Raw genomic sequence first — 20,860 nt, 5'->3', positions numbered from 1 at the left:
AAATAATTGGATATAAATATAATGTAAATTAAAACAAAAATAATTTTAGGAGGAATTAAAATGGATATAACATTTGGCGGAAATAAAGTAACTCTTGAAGGTAAAGAAATTAAGGTTGGAGATATGGCTCCAGAATTTAAGGCAGTTAAAAGAGATTTATCTGATTTTAATTCAGAAGATTTAAAGGGCAAAATCGTAGTTTATTCAGTTGCTCCATCTATTGACACATCTGTGTGTGCAATTCAAGCAACTACTTTTAACGAAGAAGCTGCAAAATTATCTGACGATGTAAAAATTGTAACTGTAACAGTTGACCTTCCTTTTGCACAAGAAAGATTCTGTTCAGTAAAGGGAATCGAAAGCGCAGACATCGTTTCCGACTACAGATACAGAGAATTTGGCGAAAAATATGGCTTCATGATTAAAGAGCTTAAACTTCTTGCTCGTGGCGTTGTAATTGTCGATAGAGATGGAAAAGTTGCATACGTTGAATATGTTCCTGAAGTAACTCACGAAGTAAACTTTGAAAAGGCTCTTGAAGAAGTTAAAAAATTAAGCTAAAAATGATAAACATCAATCTAATCGTACTTGGCAAAATCAAGGAAAATTATTTTAAAGATGCCATAAATGAGTATAAAAAAATGCTTAGATCCTATGCCGATTTAAGCATTTTTGAAATTATAGACGAACCTTGCCCCGAAAATTTATCTGAAAAAGACATGGAGAGAGTGAAAAATACTGAAGGCGAAAAAATTTTATCAAAGATAAAAGATGACGCCTATGTAATCGCCCTTGCTATTGACGGAAAAAGCCTTGACTCTGTCGCCTTTGCCGATAAAATAAATGAACTTATGATTGACGGCTACTCAAATATAACTTTTATAATTGGAGGAAGTCTCGGTTTATCTAAAGAAGTTTTAAATAGAGCCGATTACAAACTTAGCTTTTCAAGGATGACCTTCCCACACAAACTTATGCGTGTAATTTTAATGGAGCAAATTTATAGGGCCTTTAGAATAATAAACAATCACCCTTATCACAAATGAGGTAAATATGAAACTAAATTTATTAAATCAAGTTTTTTCCCTTCACGATTTTCATTTAACAAATCTTGAAGTTTTTGACGACAAATTTATTTTGTCCTTTGATGGAGGAATTTATTTTGAAAAAAAGGACGACAAAGAAATAGATTATGTAATGACAAATCCCAAACTCATCCTAGAGAAAACTGATACAAGCTTTACAAAGGTAGAACTTGAAGAAGTTATAGAAAATATTATCCATTCCTTTGATTCTGATTTTTATGAAAATATTGAAATAGATGATATTGAAGGGGGAATAATGGATTCTGTGGAGATAATTCTCTTTAAAGATGGAGTCTACAAAAAAATTTCAATTGAAGAATTTTTAAAACTTAATTTTGAAATAATTAACGAGTCCTTTGGTTATGGCTACATGAGATTTTACGGGATAGTAACAGGCTTTGATGATAAAGAAGAATGGCAAAATGCATCTCTTGAAATTTTTTACAATAATGAATTGGAACTTATTTATGACTCCTTAGAAAAATTATAATAACTTTAATTAATGATTGAGGTGCTAAAATGATTTTTAATTTTGACTCTTATATGATTAATGTAAATAATTATAGAACAGAAGAGTTTATGAAAAATTTAGAGACTGTGGATATAAAATTAGACGAAAAAATAATTGCGATGCTAAAGGAAATGTCCATTGACTATAAAAAACCAAGCTACATAAAAAATTTTGGCGAAACTCTTCTCTTAAAATACCACGCAGTTGGAGATATAATTTCCTATGCCGATGTGAGAATAAATAAAGAATTAAAATTTGTCGACGGCATCCATCCAATATATTTTATAGATGGTGCAGAAATTTATTTCACAGAATCAGTGGAACTTCGGGAAGAATTTTTAGATGAAAATTCCTTTGAAATAAATATAAATGTTAAAATAAAATAATTTTTATTTAAATTAAAGAATCCAAAAACATCATAAGTATAAATCCAAAAATTACGCCATAAGTAGCCAATCTTTCGTAACCATTTGAATGAGTTTCTGGAATTATCTCATCACTAATTACAAAGAGCATCGCTCCCGCTGCAAGGGCAAGGATAAACCCAAGTGTTGCAGAAAAAATCGACACAAGTCCAATTCCCATAAAGGCTCCTATTGGTTCAACTAGTCCAGTTAATGCTGCTACTGCAAAACCTTTTTTGCGAGAATAGCCTTCACGCACAAGGGCAAGGGCTACTGCCAACCCTTCTGGCATATTTTGAAGGGCAATTCCAAAGGCAACAGAAAGCCCATTGGACATGTTTTCTCCTCCAAAGCCAACTCCCGTGGCAAGTCCTTCTGGAAAGTTGTGAATCGCAATTGCAATTACAAAGAGCCAAATTTTCGAAAGATTTTTTACATCTTTTCCTTCATATCTCTTGTCAATTAAATGTTCATGTGGGGCATATTTATCTATAAGATCTAGCATTAGTGCACCAGTAAATATTCCAAGTCCAGTTATTAGAACTGCCCTTTCCCCTTCTCCTATTTCAAGGCTTGGTATTACAAGAGAAAAGCAGGTCGCCGCAAGCATTACTCCCGCTGCTGCTGCAAGAAGCACATCTAATACTTTTTGGCTAACATCTTTTGCAAAAAATATTGGGATTGCACCAATCCCCGTCATAAGTCCTGGCACTATACAGCCTAGGATAATAAAAGTTAAATTCATTTTCTCACCTTTTTTTATTATAACATAGTCCATGAAAAAATAATTTTAATAAATTCTATGCAAAAAAGGCGACAATAATATGCCTTAAAATTTAACCTAGTACATTAGCAAATCTTATGCGATCTCTAATATTTTTTGCCACACTTTTCTTACCACATTCTATTTTGTTAAATATCCTATTTTTATTCTTTACTCCTTGTGATATTAATATATTTTAGCTATATATTATCCTTTGTGGATTATTGATTTTAAATTCTGTGCTATATTTGCATTTAAAAACTGACCTCCTTAGTTAGTTTTTTAGTCCAACTTTTGAGGTCAGTTACCTTTCTAATTCTATTATTTTAATTCGTGTATGAAAAGACCTGAGAGAGGCTTTGGCTCAAACCATGTTGATTTCGGCGGCATTACTTCACCTGCATCTGCAACTTCAAATAGTTCTTCAAGTGATGTAGGGTATAGCGAGAATGCTATTTGCATATCTTCTCTTGTCCTCTTTTCAAGTTCATAAAGTCCTCTTATTCCTCCAACAAAGTCTATTCTCTCGTCTGTCCTTGGATTTTTTATCCCTAAAATTTTATCTAGAACTAGATTTTGTAATATTGAAACATCAAGCCTTTCTATTATGTCATCTTTTACAAGTTCATCTTTTACTTTTAACTTATACCAGTTATCACTGAGATACATTCCAAAGCAACCCTTTCCCTCTGGCTTATATGGCGAAGTCTTCGCTACTTCTACTTCAAAGTTTTCCCTTAATTTTTCTAAAAATTCCTTTTCAGTGAAATTATTCAAATCCTTTACAACTCTATTGTAGTCCATAATCTCAACTTCCTTTGAAGGAAATATTAAAGATAAAAAATAATTAAACTCTTCATTACCTGTGTAATCCTTATTTTCTTCACGCCTTTTTAGTCCAACTTTTACGGCAGAAGCACATCTGTGATGACCATCTGCGATATAAAAATTTTCTACATTTTTAAATAAAGTGATTAATTTTTCTATTGTATCTTCATCTTCTATTGTCCAAATTTTGTGATTTACGCCATCTTCCGTCCTAAAGTCTATTTCAGGTATTTCCTTAATTTCTGAATATATTATCTTATTTATTTCATCTAAAGACTTATATGTCAAAAATATTGGTCCCGTATTTGCATCAAGCTTGTCAACATGATCTACTCTATCTGCTTCCTTGTCTTTTCTAGTAAATTCGTGTTTTTTAATCTTGCCCTCTAAATATTCGTCTATTGATGCACAGGCGACAAGTCCAACTTGAGTCTTTCCCTTCATTGTAAGAGAATAGATATATAGTTTATCCCTATCTTCTTTATAAAAATATCCCTTCTTTTTTAAATTATTAAAATTTAAAAGGGCTATTTCATTTAAATTTTTAACTTCATCATCTACAGTTGCCGCCGGAAGATCCACTTGCAAAAAGGATTTTGGGTTTTTCTTTATTATTTCTCTAGCCTCTTTTACAGAATAGACATCGTAGGGAAGTGCTGCAATTTCACTTGCCAATTCCTTCTTAGGTCTAATGGCTTTAAATGCTTTTATCTCCATTATGCACCTACTTGATTAGCCTAACTCTAAGGACGCCTTTAATTGCATATAGTTTTTTTCTAAGATTTTCATCAACCTCTGAATCTATATCAATCATTGTCGCTGCAAATTTCCCCTTGTGGCGATTTAATAAATCAGAAATATTTACCTTTTCATCTGCAAGAATTGTAGTAATTTGTGCAATCATGCTTGGTATATTTCTATGAAGCACGAGAATCCTGTGGACACTGTTACAAGTTCCCATATCCATATTAGGAAAGTTTACAGAATTTTTTATATTTCCATTTTCTAAATAGTCTATTAATTCTTCAACAACCATCTTTGCAGAATTTTCTTCTGACTCTGGTGTTGATGCACCTATATGAGGCAGATTAATTGTATTTGGAAGTGTAATTGTTTCCTCGTCAGGGAAGTCGCATACATACTTTTTAACTTTGCCATTTTCCAAATATTCTTTAAGAGCAGTAATATCTACAAGTCCACCTCTCGCAATATTAAGTAACACTAGACCATCCTTTGCAATTTCAAGAAGCTCTCCATTTACTATATTTTTAGTTGCTTCGCTATAAGGAATGTGAAGAGAAATATAATTTGAATTTTTAAAAATTTCCTTTATGTCCTCTGTATAATTAACTTTAGTGTCTAAATGAAGTGCGTTTTTAATTGAAAGAAAGGGATCGTATCCAATTACTTTCATTCCCATTTCAACACCAGCTGATGCAACAAGTTGTCCCGTTGCACCAAGTCCTATTACTCCAAGTGTTTTGCCCTTTAGTTCAGGCCCAGCAAAAGCCTTTTTGCCAGCTTCCACATCTTTTTTTATATTTTCATGACCCTCTAGATTATTTGCCCAATTAACAGCACCAATAATATCTCTTGATGCAAGGAGCATTCCCGTCAGAGCAAGTTCTTTTACAGCATTGGCATTAGCACCTGGAGCATTGCAAACTACAATTCCCTCTTCAGCACATCTATCTACTGGAATATTATTTGTTCCAGCTCCAGCACGACCAATGTATCTCACGCTTTTAGGAAATTCTACATCGTGAAGGTCGGCACTTCTCACTAATATTGCATCGGGATTTTCTTCCTCTGCACTATATTTAAAATTTTCTGGCAAAAGTTTAAGTCCCTTATTAGAAATATTATTTATTGTTTTAATTTTATAAATTTGTCCCAATTTTATCACCTATTCTCCCTCTCAAAATCCTTCATATAATCTATAAGAGCCTTTACGCCCTCTATTGGCATGGCATTATAAATACTTGCCCTCATCCCACCAACTGTGCGATGTCCCTTTAGATTCTCGAGACCTTTTTCCTTTGCTCCCTTGACAAATTTCGCATCTAGCTCAGCATCTCCTGTTACGAATACAATGTTCATAAGTGAGCGGTCTTCTAGTTTAACATTATTTTTGTAAAGAGAAGAATTATCTATAAAATCATAGAGAAGTTTTGACTTTTCCTTGTTTATCTCTTCCATTGCTTCCACTCCACCCATTTTTTTAATCCACTTAGCCACAAGTCCTGTAACATAAATTGCAAAACATGGAGGCGTATTGTAAAGTGAGTTTTTGTCGGCATGAGTTTTGTAAGAAAGCATTGTAGGAATCTCTTCCCTAGTTTCTTTAATTAAGTCTTTTTTTAGAGCTACAATTGTAACGCCTGCAGGGCCGAGATTTTTTTGAGCACCTGCAAATACTAAATCAAATTTATTATAGTCGTATTTTTCAGACAAGATATTTGAAGAAATATCTGCAACAAGTGGCTTGTTTAGCTTCCCAATTTTTTCTGGAGAAATTCTCGTTCCATAAATTGTGTTGTTAACACAAAGATATAAAAATTTTGACTTTTCATTCATTTTACTTTCATCAATTTCTGGAATATAGGTATAAATATCTTCCTTAGAAGATGCTAGAATTTCAGGTTTTGCAAATTTTTTAGCCTCTTTATAAGCCTTGTCAGCCCAAGAACCAGTGATTAAATAAGATGCAATATCATCTTTATTTAACAAATTCATAGGAATCATTGCAAATTGAGTTGACCCTCCACCTTGCAAGAATAAAAGTTCATAGTCCTCATCAAGACCCATTAATTTCATTAAGTCCTCTTTAGCTTCATTATGAATTTCGTCATAAAGGGAGGAGCGGTGACTCATCTCCATAACTGACATTCCTGAGTTTTTATAGTCTAACATTTCCTTTTGTGCTTTTTCTAGAACTTCTACTGGTAGAGTAGATGGCCCTGCAGAAAAATTATAAATTTTTTTCATTTCGTCCTCCTCTTTCAAAATTATTTACTTAAGTAAAAAAGTAAATTGTATTAATTATAATGAATAGTTTTGCAAAAGACAAGGCTAAATTTTCATGAAAACCTTTGATTTTTAAAATTTTTTTATAAATTTATATTATTAATATATTTTCCATAAAAAAACTGACCTCCCTAGTTGGCTTTAGTCCAACTTTTGGCGGTCAGTTCAAAGGCTTTCTTTTATAAACTATTTACTGCCTTCTTTATACCAGATACAAGTTCATTTAAAAAATTTGATATTTTGTCAAAGAGGTCACCAAGGTTAAAATTCCTTACGCTTTGAATAATTAGGTGTTTATCTATTTTTTGATTGCCAATAAATATTGAAATATTAAATAGTTTCATGAGTATTATCACTATTGCAATTATTGCTAATATTTTCAATGCCTTTTTCATTTTATCACCTATCTCTTTAGCTCTCTTTCAATTTCTTCATAATTTGGCATATACTTTTTACACTCATTAATAAATTTTTCATCGTGATAAAAATATTTTAAATGCACAAGTTCGTGTAGCACCACAGCTTCAATTTGTTCAATTGGTCTTTCTGCAAGATATAAATTTATCTTTATGTCCCCACTTTTTGGATAACATGTACCCCATCTTACTTTCATCTTTCTTATTTGAACTGTTTTTGGCGAAAGTCCCGTAATTTTTTCATATTTTTCAAAAATATTATCTAGTGCTTTTTCTAGTTCTAATCGATAAATTTTTTCTATTTCTTTTTCAGATTTTACTTCTATTTTTTCGCCAAACAAGTGATTTTTGTACCTCTTTTTATATGAGTCCTCTTCCTTTAGTCTTTCAATTGTATCTAAATTATTTTTTATAATACTCTTTATTTCTCTTTCACTTGTCCTTTTTGGTGCTGATACTTTTATTATACCATCTTCTACTTTTATTCGAAGATTTTTTATGTCTTTTCTATTTATTTCTATTTCCATTTTATAAAAGTGGAGACAATAGTCTTGATATTGACTCTCTAAACTTAGTGAATCTCGATCTATTATTATACATCTCTGGAGTTATTTCTATACAAGATTTTAAATCTTCTTTAAAGTCTTCCTTTAATTTTTTATTTAATTCTTCGTCATATAAAAAGGCATTTACTTCAAAATTTAATTCAAAGGATCTTATGTCGAAATTTGCAGTACCAACACTTGATAGATAATCGTCTGATATAACTATTTTTGTGTGAAGAAATCCACCTTCATATTGATATACATGTGCTCCCCATTTTAAAAGTTCTCCCATAAAGGAAAGAGATGCCCAATGTACAAAGATATGATCTCTCTTTTTTGGAAACATTAGATGTACCTGAACTCCACTTAATGCCGCAACCTTTAAGGCTTTTAAAAGTCCTTCATCGGGTACGAAGTATGGTGTTTGAATATATATTTCCTTTCTAGCTGATGTTATTAACTTTTCGTATCCATTTCTTATGGAATCTGCCTTGGTGTCTGGCCCACTTGTTACAATATTTATGTCAATTCCATCTTCTATTTCGGGAAAAAGTTCTGTGGTAAATCCCTTTGTATAATCATCTGATGCAAATTTAAAATCCAAAAAAAATCTCCATGCAAGTCCATTTACTGCTGGCCCCTCAATTCTAAGATGTGTGTCTCTCCAAAATCCCATTGGTCCCTTTGATACATATTCATCCCCGACATTAAAACCGCCTACATAGCCAATTCTCTTGTCTATTACTACAATTTTTCTGTGATTTCTATAATTTATATGGGTGTTAATTTTATAAAAAACCCCTGGAAAGAATATAGCAAGCTTTACTCCTGCTTTTTTTAAATCTTTTCTATCCCTTAGTTTCATCTTTCTAATGCCCATTCCATCAATTAAAAGATAGACGTCTAAACCTTCTATTGCCTTTTCTTTTAGTATATTTGTAAATTCAGTGGAAAGTTCATCAGACTTATAAATATAATACTGTACATAAATTGTGTGTTTTGCATTCTTCAAATCCTCAAATAAATCTTTGAATTTGCTTTTACCTTCATTGTATTTTTTTACTCTATTATTTGTGTAAAGAATTTCCCCTTCTGCACGATTAAACATTTCAATCATGTCAACGTGATTCTTTGTCCTCTCCTTTGAGTAAACAAAGGTACCATCTTTTATAACTTTAAGTTGTGCCACTGATTCCTTTTCCAAAATTTTATCGGCTGTGCTTTTTCCAGCAAATATCTTAGATTTTGAAATATCCTGCCCTATAAATAGATATAATATAAATCCTATTACTGGCAAAAAGTTTATAGCCATTACCCAAAGTAGTGTGGAAACTGGCTTTTTATTGTCGTATAAAACTATGAATGCTGAAATTAATACATTTGCTATAAATAGGAATGAATAAACCTGAGCAAAGTTTTTTAACATTCCAAAATAGGTATTAAGCATAAAACACCTCTATTATTTATTTTTCTTTGATTTATATCTTTGTTGTGAATCTAAAATTTTCTTTCTAAGTCTAAATTCCCTTGGCGTTATTTCTATTAATTCGTCATCCTCAATAAATTCAAGGGCTTCTTCAAGACTCATCTTCTTAACTGGAGAAAGTCTTAAGGCATCATCAGAACCCGAAGCTCTGACATTAGTTTGTTTTTTTGCCTTTGTAACAGAAACTTCTATTTCAATTCCCTTTGGAGATTCGCCGACAACTTGACCTTCATATACATTCTCGCCTGGCTCTACAAATAAAGTTCCACGTTCCTGTGCATTATTAAGTCCATAAGTTGACGCAACACCTGTGTCAAAGGATACAATTGATGCATTAACTCTTCTTGGAATCTCGCCCTTAAAGGGTACATAATCTTCGAATATAGAATTTAAAATTCCACTTCCCTTTGTATCAGTCATAAATTCTGTTCTATAACCAATAAGTCCTCTTGACGGAATTATGAACTCAAGTCTTTGATAGCCACCATTAGGTTCAACTATATTTACAAGTTCTCCCTTTCTTCTTCCAAGCTTCTCTATTACAGTTCCAGCATAAACACTATCTACATCAATAGTAACTCTTTCAGTTGGTTCAAGTTTTTTACCCTTTTCGTCATATTTATAGAGAACTTGTGGTTTAGAAACTTGAAATTCGTAACCTTCACGTCTCATATTTTCAATTAGTACAGAAAGGTGAAGTTCTCCTCTACCACTTACTTTGAAACAATCCGTAGTATCAGTTTCTTCAACTCTTAGTCCTACATCCGTTTGTAGTTCTCGATTAAGTCTAGCTTTGATTTGTCTAGATGTCAAGAATTTGCCAACTCTTCCTGCAAAAGGTGAATTATTTACAGAAAAATTCATAGAAATAGTTGGCTCAGAAATTTTTACAAATTCAAGTCCTTCAGTGTCTTCAGTTGATGTAATAGTATCTCCAATGTTGATTCCTTCTATTCCCGTAACTGCAACAATGGATCCAGATCTCGATGAATTAACCTCTACTCTATTTAGACCCTCAAATTCATAAATTTGTGCAATCTTAATATTTTCTTTGAAGTCAGGTTTTAATTTATTTACTCTAACAAGCTTGTCATTTTCTTTTATAACACCTTGCTCAATTTTTCCAATACCAATTCTTCCAACGTATTCATTGTAGTCAATTGTTGAAATCAATAGTTTAAAAGGTTCATCATCTCTATTTTCTGGTGCTGGAATGTACTTAATAATAGTTTCAAAAAGTGGATCCATGGATTCCATCTTATCATCTAAATCAAGTGCAGCCACACCTTGTTTTGCTGATGTGAATACAAAGGGACAGTCCAATATGTCTCCATCTGCTCCAAGTTCAATAAATAAATCTAGAACCTCATCTACCACTTCAAGAGGTCTCGCTTCTGGTCTATCCACTTTGTTTATGCAGACAATTACCGGAAGGTTTAGCTCAAAACTTTTCTTCAGAACAAATTTAGTTTGTGGCATTGGACCTTCAAAGGCATCAACTAATAAAACTACGCCATTAACCATCTTTAACACACGTTCAACTTCTCCCCCAAAGTCAGCGTGTCCTGGAGTATCAATTATGTTGATCTTAACACCATTGTGATTTACGGCAGTATTTTTGGAAAGGATAGTAATACCTCTTTCCCTTTCAATGTCATTGGAGTCCATAACTCTGTCGTTTACTTGTTGATTTTCTCTAAAAATTCCTGATTGTCTTAGCAGTGCATCTACAAGTGTAGTCTTGCCATGATCGACATGGGCAATAATTGCTATATTTCTAATATCTTCTCTTTTCAAAATCTCATCTCATTTCTTCAAACTTCTATCCTATTTTAATCTTAAATAAAAAAAAGTGCAACAAAAGTTGCAGCTTTTCTTGTATAATTTGGGATTCTATTAAAATTAGTCCCTATTAATTTTTAAATTTTTCAACTAGTTCATCAAAGGAAACTTCAACTTGATCTCCGCTCTTCATATTTTTTAAACTGTATCTTCTACTCTTTACTTCCTCTTCGCCAAGGACAATTACATAATCGACCTTAGTTTGATCGGCGTACTTGAATTTTTTCTTTAACTTTGCAAATTCTGTGTATACAGAAACTTTTAGTCCCTTTTCCCTTAATTCACTGAGTAATTTTATTCCCTCATGTATACAGTCGTCCATTGGAATTATTAAAAGATCCACTAGAGATTTTTCTTCACTAGAAATAATTTTTGCTTCATTTAATTGATAGAAAAGTCTTGAAAGCCCAATGGAAAGTCCAACTCCAGGAAGAACTTTATCTGTGTAGTAACTTGCAAGGTCTTCATATCTTCCACCAGAACAAACTGATCCAATATTTGGATAATTATCAAGGGTAGTTTCATAAACTGTGCCAGTGTAATAATCTAATCCCCTTGCAATTTTTAAATCAATGTCAAAACAATCTTCATCAATTCCAAAATCCCTCATATAACCAATTACTTGTGTTATTTCGTCAAGCCCTTCAAGAAAAATTTCATTTTCAATCTTTAAGTCTTCTAATGATTTAATAATGTCGTCTACGCTTCCCCTAATTTTTATAAAATCTAAAATTTTTTCGCCGGATTTTTTCTCCACGCCAAGTTCTGTAAGTTCAGATAAGACATTTTCTTCGCCAATTTTGTCGATTTTATCTACAACTCTTAAAACATTCATTGAGTCTTCAATGCCAAGAGAAGCAAAAAAGCCCTTTAAAATCTTTCTATTATTGATGTGAATTGTAAAATCAGTAAATCCTAAATCCTTAAATGTATGATATATTACAACTGGAAATTCTGCATCATTTACAAGAGAAAGCTCTCCCATTCCAATTGTATCAATATCGCATTGGTAAAACTCTCTAAAACGTCCCTTTTGAGCTTTTTCACCTCTATACACCTTTCCTATTTGATATCTTTTAAAGGGAAAGGATAGGTCGTTCATGTGTTCTGCGGTGTATCTCGCTAATGGGACTGTTAGATCAAATCTAAGGCTCATGTCAGTGTCGCCCTTGCTAAATCTATAAATTTGTTTTTCAGTTTCTCCGCCACCCTTTGCTAGTAGAACTTCAGATTTTTCTATAACTGGCGTGTCTATTGGCAAAAAACCATGTTTTTCAAAATTTTCTCTTATTATATCTCTCATCTCGTTAAAAAGCATTTGATCCTTTGGGAGTAGTTCCATAAATCCCGGAAGGGTTGAAGGTTTAACTATACTCATGATATCACTCCTCTTTTTATTATTAGTATTTCTTATAATTTTTATTTTATCACATAATCTTTGCTTTTTGTACTTTTGTTAATTATTAAAGAAAAGTGTGTTTCATTAATATATGTATAATCCTTAATTACAAAATCTAAATATAAATTTCTTTTGGAGGACCCGTTGGTAATTTCTTCGTTAAAAAATTTAACCTTAATTGGCAAGAAACTGAAACTAAAACTGGATCAATAGTTGATACTGCAAAGGAACTTTTTATGAAAAAAAATCATATTATATCAGCTGTAAATCTATTAGTACTTGCATGCGGTATTGGACAATTATTCTTCTTAGCACTTAAACAAACAAGTGTGAATATTCCTATACATGTTTGTTGTATGCTCGGGGGAATACTAGTGAGATTGTTTCTAGATAAAAGCCATAGAGTTAATGATAGCTTGCTAGAAGCAATTGATACAGTTGGAGATTTTTCTCTAGCTCTTTTCGTATCAATGTCAATTGTAACTATGAAGTTATGGCAACTTGCAGATTTAGGTCCACAATTAATGGTTCTACTAATTGCACAAGTTATCCTAATACTAATATTTATTTACTTCTTAACATTTAGATTACTTGGTAAAAACTACGATGCTGCAGTTATGGCAGTAGGTCACTTAGGCTTTGGCCTTGGTGCAGTTCCCGTATCTATGACTACGATGAAAACTGTTTGCGACAAATATAGATATTCAAGGCTAGCATTCTTTGTAGTACCAGTAATAGGTGGATTTATAAGTAACTTATCTAATGCCATTATTATTACTACTTTCTTAGACATAGCTACAAAAATGGGTGCAGGTATGTAATTAAAGAATTATATTTATAAAATTAAATTAAAACATTTTAAAAGGGCTATAGTTTAGACTACTAGCCCCTTTTATATTTTACTTTTTATTTTGTATTAATAAAGTCCTGATGGCTTTTCAGAAATATTTATGAAAATATTTTTAACTTGTGAATAAGCATCAAGCATCATCTTATGGGTTTCTCTACCTATGCCAGATTTTTTATATCCACCAAAAGGTGCTCCTGCAGGAAGTTGGTTATAAGTGTTAACCCACATTCTTCCAGTTTCAATTCCTCTAGCAACCCTAATTGCCCTATTGATGTCCTTAGTCCAAACAGCACCTGCAAGACCATACTCTGAATCATTTGCCATTTTTATAACTTCATCTTCATCTTTAAATTTAATTACAACAGCAACTGGTCCAAAAATTTCTTCTCTTGCAACTTTCATATCATTACTTGCATTTGTTATAAGAGTTGGCATTGTAAAGTATCCCTTTTCTGTACCATTCTTTGTAGCCCTTTCGCCACCAACAGCAATTGTTGCGCCTTCTTTCTTAGCAATTTCAACATAGCCTAAAACTTTTTCAATTTGAGCTTTATTTACTTGTGCACCAACTTGAGTATCTTCTTCCCAAGGAAGTCCAACTTTAATATTTTCAAACTTTTTAATTGCCCTTTCAATAAATTCATCGTAAATATTTTCGTGAACAAAAACTCTTGAACCTGCACAACATACTTGACCTTGATTAAACAAAATTCCCATAGCAAGTCCATCTATTGCAAGATCCATGTCGCAATCATCAAAAAAGATATTTGCTGATTTTCCACCAAGCTCTAATGTTGCAGGAATTAATCCATCTGCTGCGGCACTTGCAATTTTGTATCCAACTTCAGTTGAACCAGTAAAAGCAAGTTTAGAAAGTCCCTTGTGATGTTGCAAATATTCGCCAGATTTTGAACCAGAGCCAGTTATAACATTTATAACTCCCTTTGGCACAACATCTTTAATTAACTTCATTAACTCAAGAAGTGAAAGTGAAGTTGTTGAAGATGGTTTAATTACAACTGCATCTCCCGCTGCAAGAGCTGGGGATAATTTCCACGCTGCCATCAAGAATGGAAAATTCCATGGAATAATCTGACCTACAACTCCAAGTGGCTCACGAAGAACTATTGAAAGCGTGTTTTCATCAATTGCATTTGCAGTTCCCTCTTCCGCTAAAATTGCACCTGCAAAATATCTAAAGTGTTCAGATGCTAGTGGAATATCTATATTTCGAGTTTCTCTAATTGGCTTGCCATTGTCTAATGTCTCAACCATTGCAAGATGTTCAGCATTTTCATCAATTATATCTGCAATTTTGTTTAAAATTTTTGCTCTTTCATATCTATTAGTCTTCTTATACTCTTTGAACCCTTCCCAAGCAGCTTCAACTGCATTGTCAACATCCTTTTCAGATGCTTGTGTAATGCTTGATAAAAGTTCACCATCAGCTGGACAATATACATCAAGCATTTCTCCACTTTCTCCTTGGACAAATTCTCCACCAATAAATAGTCCATATTTTTTATCTAAATTAATTTTTGGTTTACTCATAATACACTCCTTACTTTTAATTTAATACATCATAAAAAGCTTACATATAAAAAATACCCCTCATAATTAATTTAAAACGCATAATGCTTATATTTTAATAATAGATTATTTTTTAACGATGTTTTACACTGTGGAAAAATTTTTGTTAAAATGTAAACTTATAAAAATAAAAAGACCATGTCGGTCTTTTTTATCAAGTATCCCCTTTTAAAAATAAAATCTCGCACTTCTCATTGTCGATTACAAGGACGATGTAATTTCCATATGGATTAGTATTATTAGTTGACTTAAAATATTTTTCATTACTTAAATCTATGGAAGTATCAAATCCTCTCCTCTTAACACTATTATAACAAGTTTCTATCGCATCAATTTTTTCGACCTCCCCTTCAACTTTACAATCTTTCAGTTCACTTTTTATTTTATCAATATCATTTTTATCTACAGAAAATAAAATTGCAGCTTCGCCATCTCCGTGAAAACTCGGTTCCTTTTTAAGTTCTCTAATTCTTTTTACGCTAGGTGGAAATTTTATTTTAAACTCATTTTCCACTTCTTTCACAGACTGTTCTCTATTGTCGGAAAATAAAAATAAAACAGGAATTAATCCGAGAAAAATCACAAAGATTAAAATCAAAACTCTTTTAAACCTTTTATCACTCATCTTTATCACCTTGATACCTTAAAATATCGCCAACTTCACAATTTAAAACTCTACAAATTTCTGAAAGAGTGGAAAATCTTATTGCCTTTGCCTTATTCGTCTTTAAAATAGATAAATTTGCAATAGTTATACCTATACGATCAGATAATTCTGTTAGAGTCATTTTATTTTTTGCAAGTTCAACATCTAAATCAACAACTATTTTACCCATGATTCACCTCAAATCGTAAGATCATTTTCTTCTTTTAAGACAATACCTTCTTTTATCAGATCACATAAAAGGAGAAAAATTTGTGCAATTAACATGGATAAAGTCCCACAACCAATGAAAATTAAATTTGTGATCGAGCCATCTAGGTTAAAATTCGTGTAAACTATCGAAAGAATTGAAAGGAAAAAAATTCCAATAAAACATAAAGCGATAACTTGGAGGTCAAATAGTGTTCCCTTTTCAAAAACACTATTCCTCTCATACTTTTTTAGAGCAAAAAGTCCAAATAAAATTGCAATAATTAATGCCAAAATTATCCCTTCGCACAAAAATAACATGGGATATTTCATGTTCATAAACATGGGATATATTTGTCCCATTAGCTTTGCAAATTTAAAAATTCCATAGGATGCCATAGTCAAAATTACAATTGCAATAATTAAAAGTAATTCTATAAATTTAACTCTAAGCGATTTCATAATTACCTCCCTTTGTCATAAGTATATCATGGTGTTTTATGTTTTACAATAAATATTTGTTGTTTTTCGATAAAAATATTGTAAAAATAGAAATAAAAAAAGTCTGCAGAATTATTCCACAGACTTTTTAGGAGAAGATTTTTTCTATTTGATTATTTTACTGATTATTTTACTTAGTTTTTTTAAGAGCAGCTATTTCTTTCTTCAATTCTTCGATTTCTTTTTTAACTGCTTCATCAGCTTCCACTTTTTTCTTTGCGTTTTCTTCTTTTAATTTTTCTACTTCTTCTTTAAGAGCTTTAATTTCTTTTTCAGAATCTGTTTTAATCTTAGTAACTTTTCTTTCTAGGTTTGTTTTTGCTCTTTTTTCATCGTCAAATTTCTTAGTAAGTCCTTCAACTTCACTAGTTAAATTTTCTGCGTCCTTTTCAGTAACAATTGGAAGATCTGCTAATTTTTCAACAAGTCTTTCCTTATAAGCTTCTTTGTTCTTTTCAACTATATCTAAAATTTCTTGTGCTTTTTCCTTGTATTCTTCTGAATTAACAAGTTCTTTATAAGCTTTTTCAAAATTGTTAATATAGAAATTGTAAAAATCTGCAAAATCCTCTAATGAAGCTTCAGTTTCAAGTCCATCTATATAAGTTCTTTGTGCCTTCAATGCTGTTTCTTGATTTTTCTTTTCAAGGAATAAGTTAAATTCTAAAAGTTTAAGTTCAAGGTCAATATAATTTTGTAATTCCCTCTTTGACTTTTCCTTTTCTTCAGAGCTTACACCAATAGTTGGCATTTCAAAGATTTTGTCTAAAATTCCTTGATAAAAATCTCTTACATCTGCAATTAAAAGTTCTGGTCTGTTTTTTATGGCATTTTCATAAAAATCAATAGATCTCTTTGAATTTTCAATAACTGGTTTAATGAATTTTTCGAAATTAAAGTTTTCAAGAATTCTGTAATAACTATCTGGAATTAATTTATAAAAATATTTTTTGGACATTTCAACTAATTCATCGCTATATAATTTAAACAATTCAATTAGTTTATTTTGTGCAGCCACAAGATCAAAATCTCTGTAAAAATCGTCGTAAGCAAAGTAAAGTTTATTCAAAAATTCCATGTTTTTCTTGTAATTTTCCAGTGAATCTTCATATCCCGGCACTTTTGAAAAGAATTCTTTAAAATTTTTTTCAAACTTCTCATTCATTTCCTTATAATTATTGAAAAATTCCATTGGATTTTTAAAATTATTTACAAACATATTCGTACCAAAGGGCTTGAAGTCTCCGAACTTAAAAGATTCCATAAATTTGTTATAAGCTTCCTTTTGATTTTCAAAAATATTTTTTTGCATATCCACTATTTCTTCAAAAAAATTTTTGTTTTCCATTTTTTCCTCCTTTTAAACACTATTCCACTATTATCTTAATATTTTACTTAGATAAATTATAACGACATTTTTTTATATAGTCAAATTATGACTACCTTTTCCTTAAAAATATTTTAAATTTTACATTTTCTTGACACAAATTAAATTTAATTTCTTCTTATATAAGATATATTACCCAATAAACAATCTATTATTTATATTTAGTAACAAATTTTATTTAATTCAATCTTTTAGTAAAAAACTTCTTTTTATTTATGAAAAATGTTCATCCTTTCTCTATTTTACAACCTTCCTTTATAAATTCTCGCCACTATGTTATAATATAATTAAGAAAAATTTATGTAGAGGGGGATACATATTATGGAAAAACCTTGGGAGTTTGACGATTTTATATTTGATGGCGATGTGCTTAAGGGCATGACGAGAAAGGGCAAAGACAAGATCAAAAATGAAGAATTATTTGATATGGTAGTGCCTACAGAAGGACCAGATGGAACTAAAATTAGAGTTATAGGAGAGCAATGCTTTTTCAGAAGAAAGCTTAATTCTATTGTAATTCCAGATACTGTTGAAGAAATTCAATATGAAGCTTTTGGAGTTAATAATTTAACTGAAGTAGAAATTCCTGATTCAGTTAAAAAACTTGATGCTTTTGTATTTTATAGAAACAAATTGACTGATGTTAAATTACCTAAAAATTTAGAATACATTGGCGATAATGCTTTTTCTCTAAATGAAATTGGAGAAATTGAAATTCCTGATTCAGTTGAATTTATTGGCGTAAGTGCTTTCTACAAAAACAAACTTGAAGAAATTAAATTACCTAAAAATATCAAGGAAATTGACATGTATGCTTTCAGAAAAAATAATATAATGGAAGTAGAAGTACCAGCTGATATGGAAAAATTTGACGAAAGAGCATTCGAAGAAAATACTGTTGTTAAAAGAGTATAATAAAATTTATCTTTAACTCTTGCTTTAAAAATATCAGTTTTAAAATAAAAGAGCTGTCACACTGAACTGTGGTGACCTCCTTAAGTTGGTTTTTTAGTCCAACTTTTGGGGTCCGTTCAAACTGTGGCAGTTCTTTTATTTTAAATTAAATTTTAAAACTACATTTTTATTTTTGTCCCAATTCCTTTTTCTAGTGCTAATTCATAAATTCTTTCAGCAGCTACTAAATCAAGTCCTGCAAATCCTACAGTTTTAAACCAAGTGATTTCCTTTTCACTTTCTCTACCAACTTCTCTACTTAAAATTAAGCTTCCAAGTTCATGTGAAACTTTCTCTCTTTTTAATTTTCCCGATTTAATTGGAATTATTACATCGCCAGACTCCTTTAATACCCCTTCATTTGTGTCCGTAAAAATTTTATCGGCACGAATTAAAAATTCTTCTGGGGTTTCTTGCATATCAGGTGTGTAAGATCCAACTCCATTTATATGAACGCCTTTTTTAACTTTTCTGCCGTCAAAAACTGGTTTTTTTGAAGTAGTAACAGTTGTGATGATATCTACATCTCCTATTACTTCTTCAGAATTTTCTATTGCAATAATTTCCGCACCATAATTTTTTAATTTTTCCTCCATGATTTTTGCAAATTCTTTTGCTCTTTCAAAATTTAAATCGTACACATAAGCTTTTTTAATTTTTCTAACTGATAGCACTGCTTCAAGTTGCCTTTCTGCTTGTCCTCCAGTTCCTATGAGCAAAAATTTATTTGCATCCTTATTTGATAAAATTTCCGTAGCAGCACCTGAGACTGCTCCAGTGCGGAGTCTAGTCAAAATCGTTCCGTCTAAAATTGCCTTTACAAATCCATTTTCTTTATCTATTAAGATCATTGTTGATGGTGATGTAATTAAGCCTTTTTCAATATTTTGTGGATATATGTCGATTATTTTTATGCCAAGGGCATTCTTATCTTCTACAAGCCCTGGCATAAAAATTGCCGTGCTAGAATTTTTCTTATCAACGTCTATTACAGTCCTAAGAGGGATATCGCACTTTCCATCACTATAATTTTTTAGTGCCTCTTTATCTGCCTCAATAATGTCTTTTATATTTACAGCATCCAAAATATCTCTTTCTTTTAAAATTAAAATTTCCATTTCAACCTTCTCTCCAAATATTTTTTATTTTAGTATTCCAAAGTTTTTTCTATATCTTTTATTATAACAAATGAAACGTAAAGTTTAAAAATAATAAAAAAGACGTCGATTACTCGACGTCAAAAATTTATTTTAATTTTTATTACATTCTGTTAAGCTCAACCATTTCGCTAAATGTTTCAAGTTGAGTTTTAGCTTGACCAAAGTCAGTCATTTGTTGGTCATAACCCATTTTAATTAGAGGAATGCCTGCTTTTTCGTAAGCATTTTTAAGTGATGGATATTCCATTTCTTCTGTATCATTAAATGTCATCATAAATACTAGACATCCATCAGCATTGTTATCAATTGCTAAGTCAACAACATATTTTGGTCTCTTCCATATATCTGGGTCGTAAAGAATTGGATCTTCGTCCATTCTTGCAAATTGATCTGCTAGAGCCATATATGGATCTTCTATTGATGTATCTACATCAACTTTAAGTCCTCTTGATTCACTTGCAATGTCATCTGCTACTACACAAATGTTAAAGTTGTCAAGTACTTCAAGAAGTGCTGGGTTGTCAGCGATAATACCAGAAGTTACTACTCTTGGTCCTGTGCATTCTTCTTTTGGCATTGCCTTTAAGGCTTCTATAAGCTCTTTAAGCATTTTATTGTGTTCATCTTTTAACATGTGGTAAGAAGATTTTAGAACATTACATCTGTCAGAGGCTTTTATAGTCTTTGAATAATCTCCAACTAATTTGATGAATTCCCTCTTTAAAGCTCTATTTTCATTATAAACTTCAAAAGCTTTCTTTAGATTTTCATCTGTAATTTTAACATCACAAATTTCTTCTAATCTTTTTGCAGCTTGTTTAAAGATTTTTGCATTGTAAGTTTTACCAAAGTCTTCTTTTCTATGTTGTGCGTGGTTTAAAAATACCATTGGAATTTTTCTACCAACAGAAACCTTATAGTTTTGAGAGAATGGTCGTAAAGTGTCGTCAAGAGTTGTAACCATTGATGCACTAAGTCCATCAAGAGATCCATCAAGTCCCATTTCTAAACATCTAAGAGCTAGTGAATAATAGAATGTTGGAAAATATTCTTTAGCTTTGTCAATTGGACCTTGTCCTCCCCATACTCCATAAGGTACAAGTCCACCTGCATAAATAATTTCCTCAGGTGCGTAGTAAGGGAATACGCCGACAACTTTTTTGCCTTCAGCAAGGTATTTGTCAATTTGTTCTCTTCCATTTTCTGCAATATATTTAAATTCTTTTAATAATTCTTTTATATCAGTCATCTTGCACCTC

General features: G+C 31.4%; 22 protein-coding genes. 6 read left to right on the top strand and 16 right to left on the bottom strand.

The genetic code is table 11. The features are described from left to right. Positions 1–60: 60 nt before the first annotated feature. Genes tpx through HKO22_RS01950 form a run of 4 tightly spaced genes read left to right on the top strand, consistent with a single transcriptional unit; the run spans position 61 to position 1,982 of the window. The gene (tpx, locus tag HKO22_RS01965) at positions 61–561 is read left to right on the top strand and encodes a thiol peroxidase (RefSeq protein WP_169968163.1); all 501 of its coding nucleotides are present in this window, start codon (positions 61–63) and stop codon (positions 559–561) included. Between the two features lie 2 nt (positions 562–563). Beyond that, complete coding sequence (gene rlmH, locus HKO22_RS01960) at positions 564–1,046, top strand: 23S rRNA (pseudouridine(1915)-N(3))-methyltransferase RlmH (RefSeq protein WP_075659573.1); 483 nt, start codon at positions 564–566, stop codon at positions 1,044–1,046. A 7-nt stretch (positions 1,047–1,053) separates the two neighbouring features. Then, positions 1,054–1,575 (top strand): hypothetical protein, encoded by a 522-nt coding sequence (locus HKO22_RS01955; protein ID WP_169968161.1) that lies wholly within the window; start codon positions 1,054–1,056, stop codon positions 1,573–1,575. Positions 1,576–1,604: 29 nt separating this feature from the next. After that, positions 1,605–1,982, top strand: a complete 378-nt coding sequence (locus tag HKO22_RS01950; RefSeq protein ID WP_169968160.1) for a hypothetical protein — start codon at positions 1,605–1,607, stop codon at positions 1,980–1,982. 7 nt (positions 1,983–1,989) lie between these two features. Here the strand turns inward: HKO22_RS01950 and HKO22_RS01945 are convergent, their stop codons facing one another. From HKO22_RS01945 to hisS, 9 genes are all read right to left on the bottom strand, one after another. Further along, the gene (locus HKO22_RS01945; RefSeq protein WP_144015203.1) at positions 1,990–2,745 is read right to left on the bottom strand and encodes a ZIP family metal transporter; all 756 of its coding nucleotides are present in this window, start codon (positions 2,743–2,745) and stop codon (positions 1,990–1,992) included. Positions 2,746–3,084: 339 nt separating this feature from the next. Further along, positions 3,085–4,308: a DUF1015 domain-containing protein gene (locus HKO22_RS01940; RefSeq protein ID WP_211660189.1), complete on the bottom strand. Its 1,224-nt coding sequence runs from the start codon at positions 4,306–4,308 to the stop codon at positions 3,085–3,087. A gap of 7 nt (positions 4,309–4,315) precedes the next feature. Continuing rightward, positions 4,316–5,497, bottom strand: coding sequence for a phosphoglycerate dehydrogenase (locus HKO22_RS01935; RefSeq protein ID WP_235860788.1), 1,182 nt, complete (start codon positions 5,495–5,497; stop codon positions 4,316–4,318). Continuing rightward, complete coding sequence (gene serC / locus HKO22_RS01930; RefSeq protein ID WP_169968158.1) at positions 5,494–6,579, bottom strand: 3-phosphoserine/phosphohydroxythreonine transaminase; 1,086 nt, start codon at positions 6,577–6,579, stop codon at positions 5,494–5,496. The genes HKO22_RS01935 and serC overlap by 4 nt, the downstream gene beginning before the upstream one ends. Before the next feature lie 218 nt (positions 6,580–6,797). Next, positions 6,798–7,013, bottom strand: coding sequence for a hypothetical protein (locus HKO22_RS01925; RefSeq protein WP_075659578.1), 216 nt, complete (start codon positions 7,011–7,013; stop codon positions 6,798–6,800). A gap of 8 nt (positions 7,014–7,021) precedes the next feature. Further along, positions 7,022–7,561 (bottom strand): M48 family metallopeptidase, encoded by a 540-nt coding sequence (locus tag HKO22_RS01920; RefSeq protein ID WP_075659579.1) that lies wholly within the window; start codon positions 7,559–7,561, stop codon positions 7,022–7,024. Between the two features lies 1 nt (position 7,562). Beyond that, the gene (cls, locus tag HKO22_RS01915) at positions 7,563–9,026 is read right to left on the bottom strand and encodes a cardiolipin synthase (protein WP_169968156.1); all 1,464 of its coding nucleotides are present in this window, start codon (positions 9,024–9,026) and stop codon (positions 7,563–7,565) included. A 12-nt stretch (positions 9,027–9,038) separates the two neighbouring features. Beyond that, the gene (gene typA, locus HKO22_RS01910) at positions 9,039–10,862 is read right to left on the bottom strand and encodes a translational GTPase TypA (protein ID WP_075659581.1); all 1,824 of its coding nucleotides are present in this window, start codon (positions 10,860–10,862) and stop codon (positions 9,039–9,041) included. Between the two features lie 115 nt (positions 10,863–10,977). Continuing rightward, on the bottom strand, positions 10,978–12,285 hold the full coding sequence (gene hisS, locus HKO22_RS01905; RefSeq protein WP_075659582.1) for a histidine--tRNA ligase: 1,308 nt from the start codon (positions 12,283–12,285) through the stop codon (positions 10,978–10,980). Between the two features lie 146 nt (positions 12,286–12,431). On the opposite strand from hisS, the gene HKO22_RS01900 reads away from it, so the two are divergent. Beyond that, positions 12,432–13,127 (top strand): sodium/glutamate symporter, encoded by a 696-nt coding sequence (locus HKO22_RS01900; RefSeq protein WP_169968254.1) that lies wholly within the window; start codon positions 12,432–12,434, stop codon positions 13,125–13,127. Between the two features lie 95 nt (positions 13,128–13,222). Here the strand turns inward: HKO22_RS01900 and HKO22_RS01895 are convergent, their stop codons facing one another. From HKO22_RS01895 to HKO22_RS01875, 5 genes are all read right to left on the bottom strand, one after another. Continuing rightward, complete coding sequence (locus HKO22_RS01895; protein WP_075659583.1) at positions 13,223–14,707, bottom strand: aldehyde dehydrogenase family protein; 1,485 nt, start codon at positions 14,705–14,707, stop codon at positions 13,223–13,225. Between the two features lie 193 nt (positions 14,708–14,900). Further along, a complete protein-coding gene (locus HKO22_RS01890; protein WP_169968153.1) occupies positions 14,901–15,371 on the bottom strand; it encodes a hypothetical protein in 471 nt (156 codons plus the stop codon). Then, entirely contained in the window at positions 15,364–15,582 is a 219-nt protein-coding gene (locus HKO22_RS01885) for a helix-turn-helix domain-containing protein (RefSeq protein ID WP_075659585.1), read from the bottom strand. Before HKO22_RS01885 ends, HKO22_RS01890 begins: the two co-directional genes overlap by 8 nt. An 8-nt stretch (positions 15,583–15,590) precedes the next feature. Next, positions 15,591–16,061: a DUF2975 domain-containing protein gene (locus tag HKO22_RS01880; RefSeq protein ID WP_169968152.1), complete on the bottom strand. Its 471-nt coding sequence runs from the start codon at positions 16,059–16,061 to the stop codon at positions 15,591–15,593. 169 nt (positions 16,062–16,230) lie between these two features. After that, positions 16,231–17,448, bottom strand: coding sequence for a poly(R)-hydroxyalkanoic acid synthase subunit PhaE (locus HKO22_RS01875; protein WP_169968151.1), 1,218 nt, complete (start codon positions 17,446–17,448; stop codon positions 16,231–16,233). A 360-nt stretch (positions 17,449–17,808) separates the two neighbouring features. Between HKO22_RS01875 and HKO22_RS01870 the strand changes: the two genes are divergently transcribed. Further along, positions 17,809–18,402 (top strand): leucine-rich repeat domain-containing protein, encoded by a 594-nt coding sequence (locus HKO22_RS01870; protein ID WP_169968149.1) that lies wholly within the window; start codon positions 17,809–17,811, stop codon positions 18,400–18,402. Between the two features lie 158 nt (positions 18,403–18,560). Here the strand turns inward: HKO22_RS01870 and HKO22_RS01865 are convergent, their stop codons facing one another. Together HKO22_RS01865 and HKO22_RS01860 are read right to left on the bottom strand one after the other, a co-directional pair. Further along, a complete protein-coding gene (locus HKO22_RS01865) occupies positions 18,561–19,559 on the bottom strand; it encodes an ornithine cyclodeaminase family protein (protein ID WP_169968147.1) in 999 nt (332 codons plus the stop codon). A gap of 142 nt (positions 19,560–19,701) precedes the next feature. Further along, the gene (locus tag HKO22_RS01860) at positions 19,702–20,850 is read right to left on the bottom strand and encodes a 2-hydroxyacyl-CoA dehydratase subunit D (RefSeq protein ID WP_075659589.1); all 1,149 of its coding nucleotides are present in this window, start codon (positions 20,848–20,850) and stop codon (positions 19,702–19,704) included. Between the last annotated feature and the right edge of the window lie 10 nt (positions 20,851–20,860).

The organism is Peptoniphilus faecalis, from assembly GCF_012976305.1.
Lineage (GTDB): Bacteria > Bacillota > Clostridia > Tissierellales > Peptoniphilaceae > Peptoniphilus_A > Peptoniphilus_A faecalis.
This window is presented reverse-complemented; position numbering and strand designations above follow the sequence as displayed.

What these genes read in the sequence shown, in the direction of transcription:
- tpx (WP_169968163.1), top strand. Translation starts at nt 61, where the DNA reads ATGGATATAACATTTGGCGGAAATAAAGTAACTCTTGAAGGTAAAGAA.
- rlmH (WP_075659573.1), top strand. Translation starts at nt 564, where the DNA reads ATGATAAACATCAATCTAATCGTACTTGGCAAAATCAAGGAAAATTAT.
- HKO22_RS01955 (WP_169968161.1), top strand. Translation starts at nt 1,054, where the DNA reads ATGAAACTAAATTTATTAAATCAAGTTTTTTCCCTTCACGATTTTCAT.
- HKO22_RS01950 (WP_169968160.1), top strand. Translation starts at nt 1,605, where the DNA reads ATGATTTTTAATTTTGACTCTTATATGATTAATGTAAATAATTATAGA.
- HKO22_RS01945 (WP_144015203.1), bottom strand. Translation starts at nt 2,745, where the DNA reads ATGAATTTAACTTTTATTATCCTAGGCTGTATAGTGCCAGGACTTATG.
- HKO22_RS01940 (WP_211660189.1), bottom strand. Translation starts at nt 4,308, where the DNA reads ATGGAGATAAAAGCATTTAAAGCCATTAGACCTAAGAAGGAATTGGCA.
- serC (WP_169968158.1), bottom strand. Translation starts at nt 6,579, where the DNA reads ATGAAAAAAATTTATAATTTTTCTGCAGGGCCATCTACTCTACCAGTA.
- HKO22_RS01925 (WP_075659578.1), bottom strand. Translation starts at nt 7,013, where the DNA reads ATGAAAAAGGCATTGAAAATATTAGCAATAATTGCAATAGTGATAATA.
- HKO22_RS01920 (WP_075659579.1), bottom strand. Translation starts at nt 7,561, where the DNA reads ATGGAAATAGAAATAAATAGAAAAGACATAAAAAATCTTCGAATAAAA.
- cls (WP_169968156.1), bottom strand. Translation starts at nt 9,026, where the DNA reads ATGCTTAATACCTATTTTGGAATGTTAAAAAACTTTGCTCAGGTTTAT.
- hisS (WP_075659582.1), bottom strand. Translation starts at nt 12,285, where the DNA reads ATGAGTATAGTTAAACCTTCAACCCTTCCGGGATTTATGGAACTACTC.
- HKO22_RS01895 (WP_075659583.1), bottom strand. Translation starts at nt 14,707, where the DNA reads ATGAGTAAACCAAAAATTAATTTAGATAAAAAATATGGACTATTTATT.
- HKO22_RS01890 (WP_169968153.1), bottom strand. Translation starts at nt 15,371, where the DNA reads ATGAGTGATAAAAGGTTTAAAAGAGTTTTGATTTTAATCTTTGTGATT.
- HKO22_RS01885 (WP_075659585.1), bottom strand. Translation starts at nt 15,582, where the DNA reads ATGGGTAAAATAGTTGTTGATTTAGATGTTGAACTTGCAAAAAATAAA.
- HKO22_RS01880 (WP_169968152.1), bottom strand. Translation starts at nt 16,061, where the DNA reads ATGAAATCGCTTAGAGTTAAATTTATAGAATTACTTTTAATTATTGCA.
- HKO22_RS01875 (WP_169968151.1), bottom strand. Translation starts at nt 17,448, where the DNA reads ATGGAAAACAAAAATTTTTTTGAAGAAATAGTGGATATGCAAAAAAAT.
- HKO22_RS01870 (WP_169968149.1), top strand. Translation starts at nt 17,809, where the DNA reads ATGGAAAAACCTTGGGAGTTTGACGATTTTATATTTGATGGCGATGTG.
- HKO22_RS01865 (WP_169968147.1), bottom strand. Translation starts at nt 19,559, where the DNA reads ATGGAAATTTTAATTTTAAAAGAAAGAGATATTTTGGATGCTGTAAAT.
- HKO22_RS01860 (WP_075659589.1), bottom strand. Translation starts at nt 20,850, where the DNA reads ATGACTGATATAAAAGAATTATTAAAAGAATTTAAATATATTGCAGAA.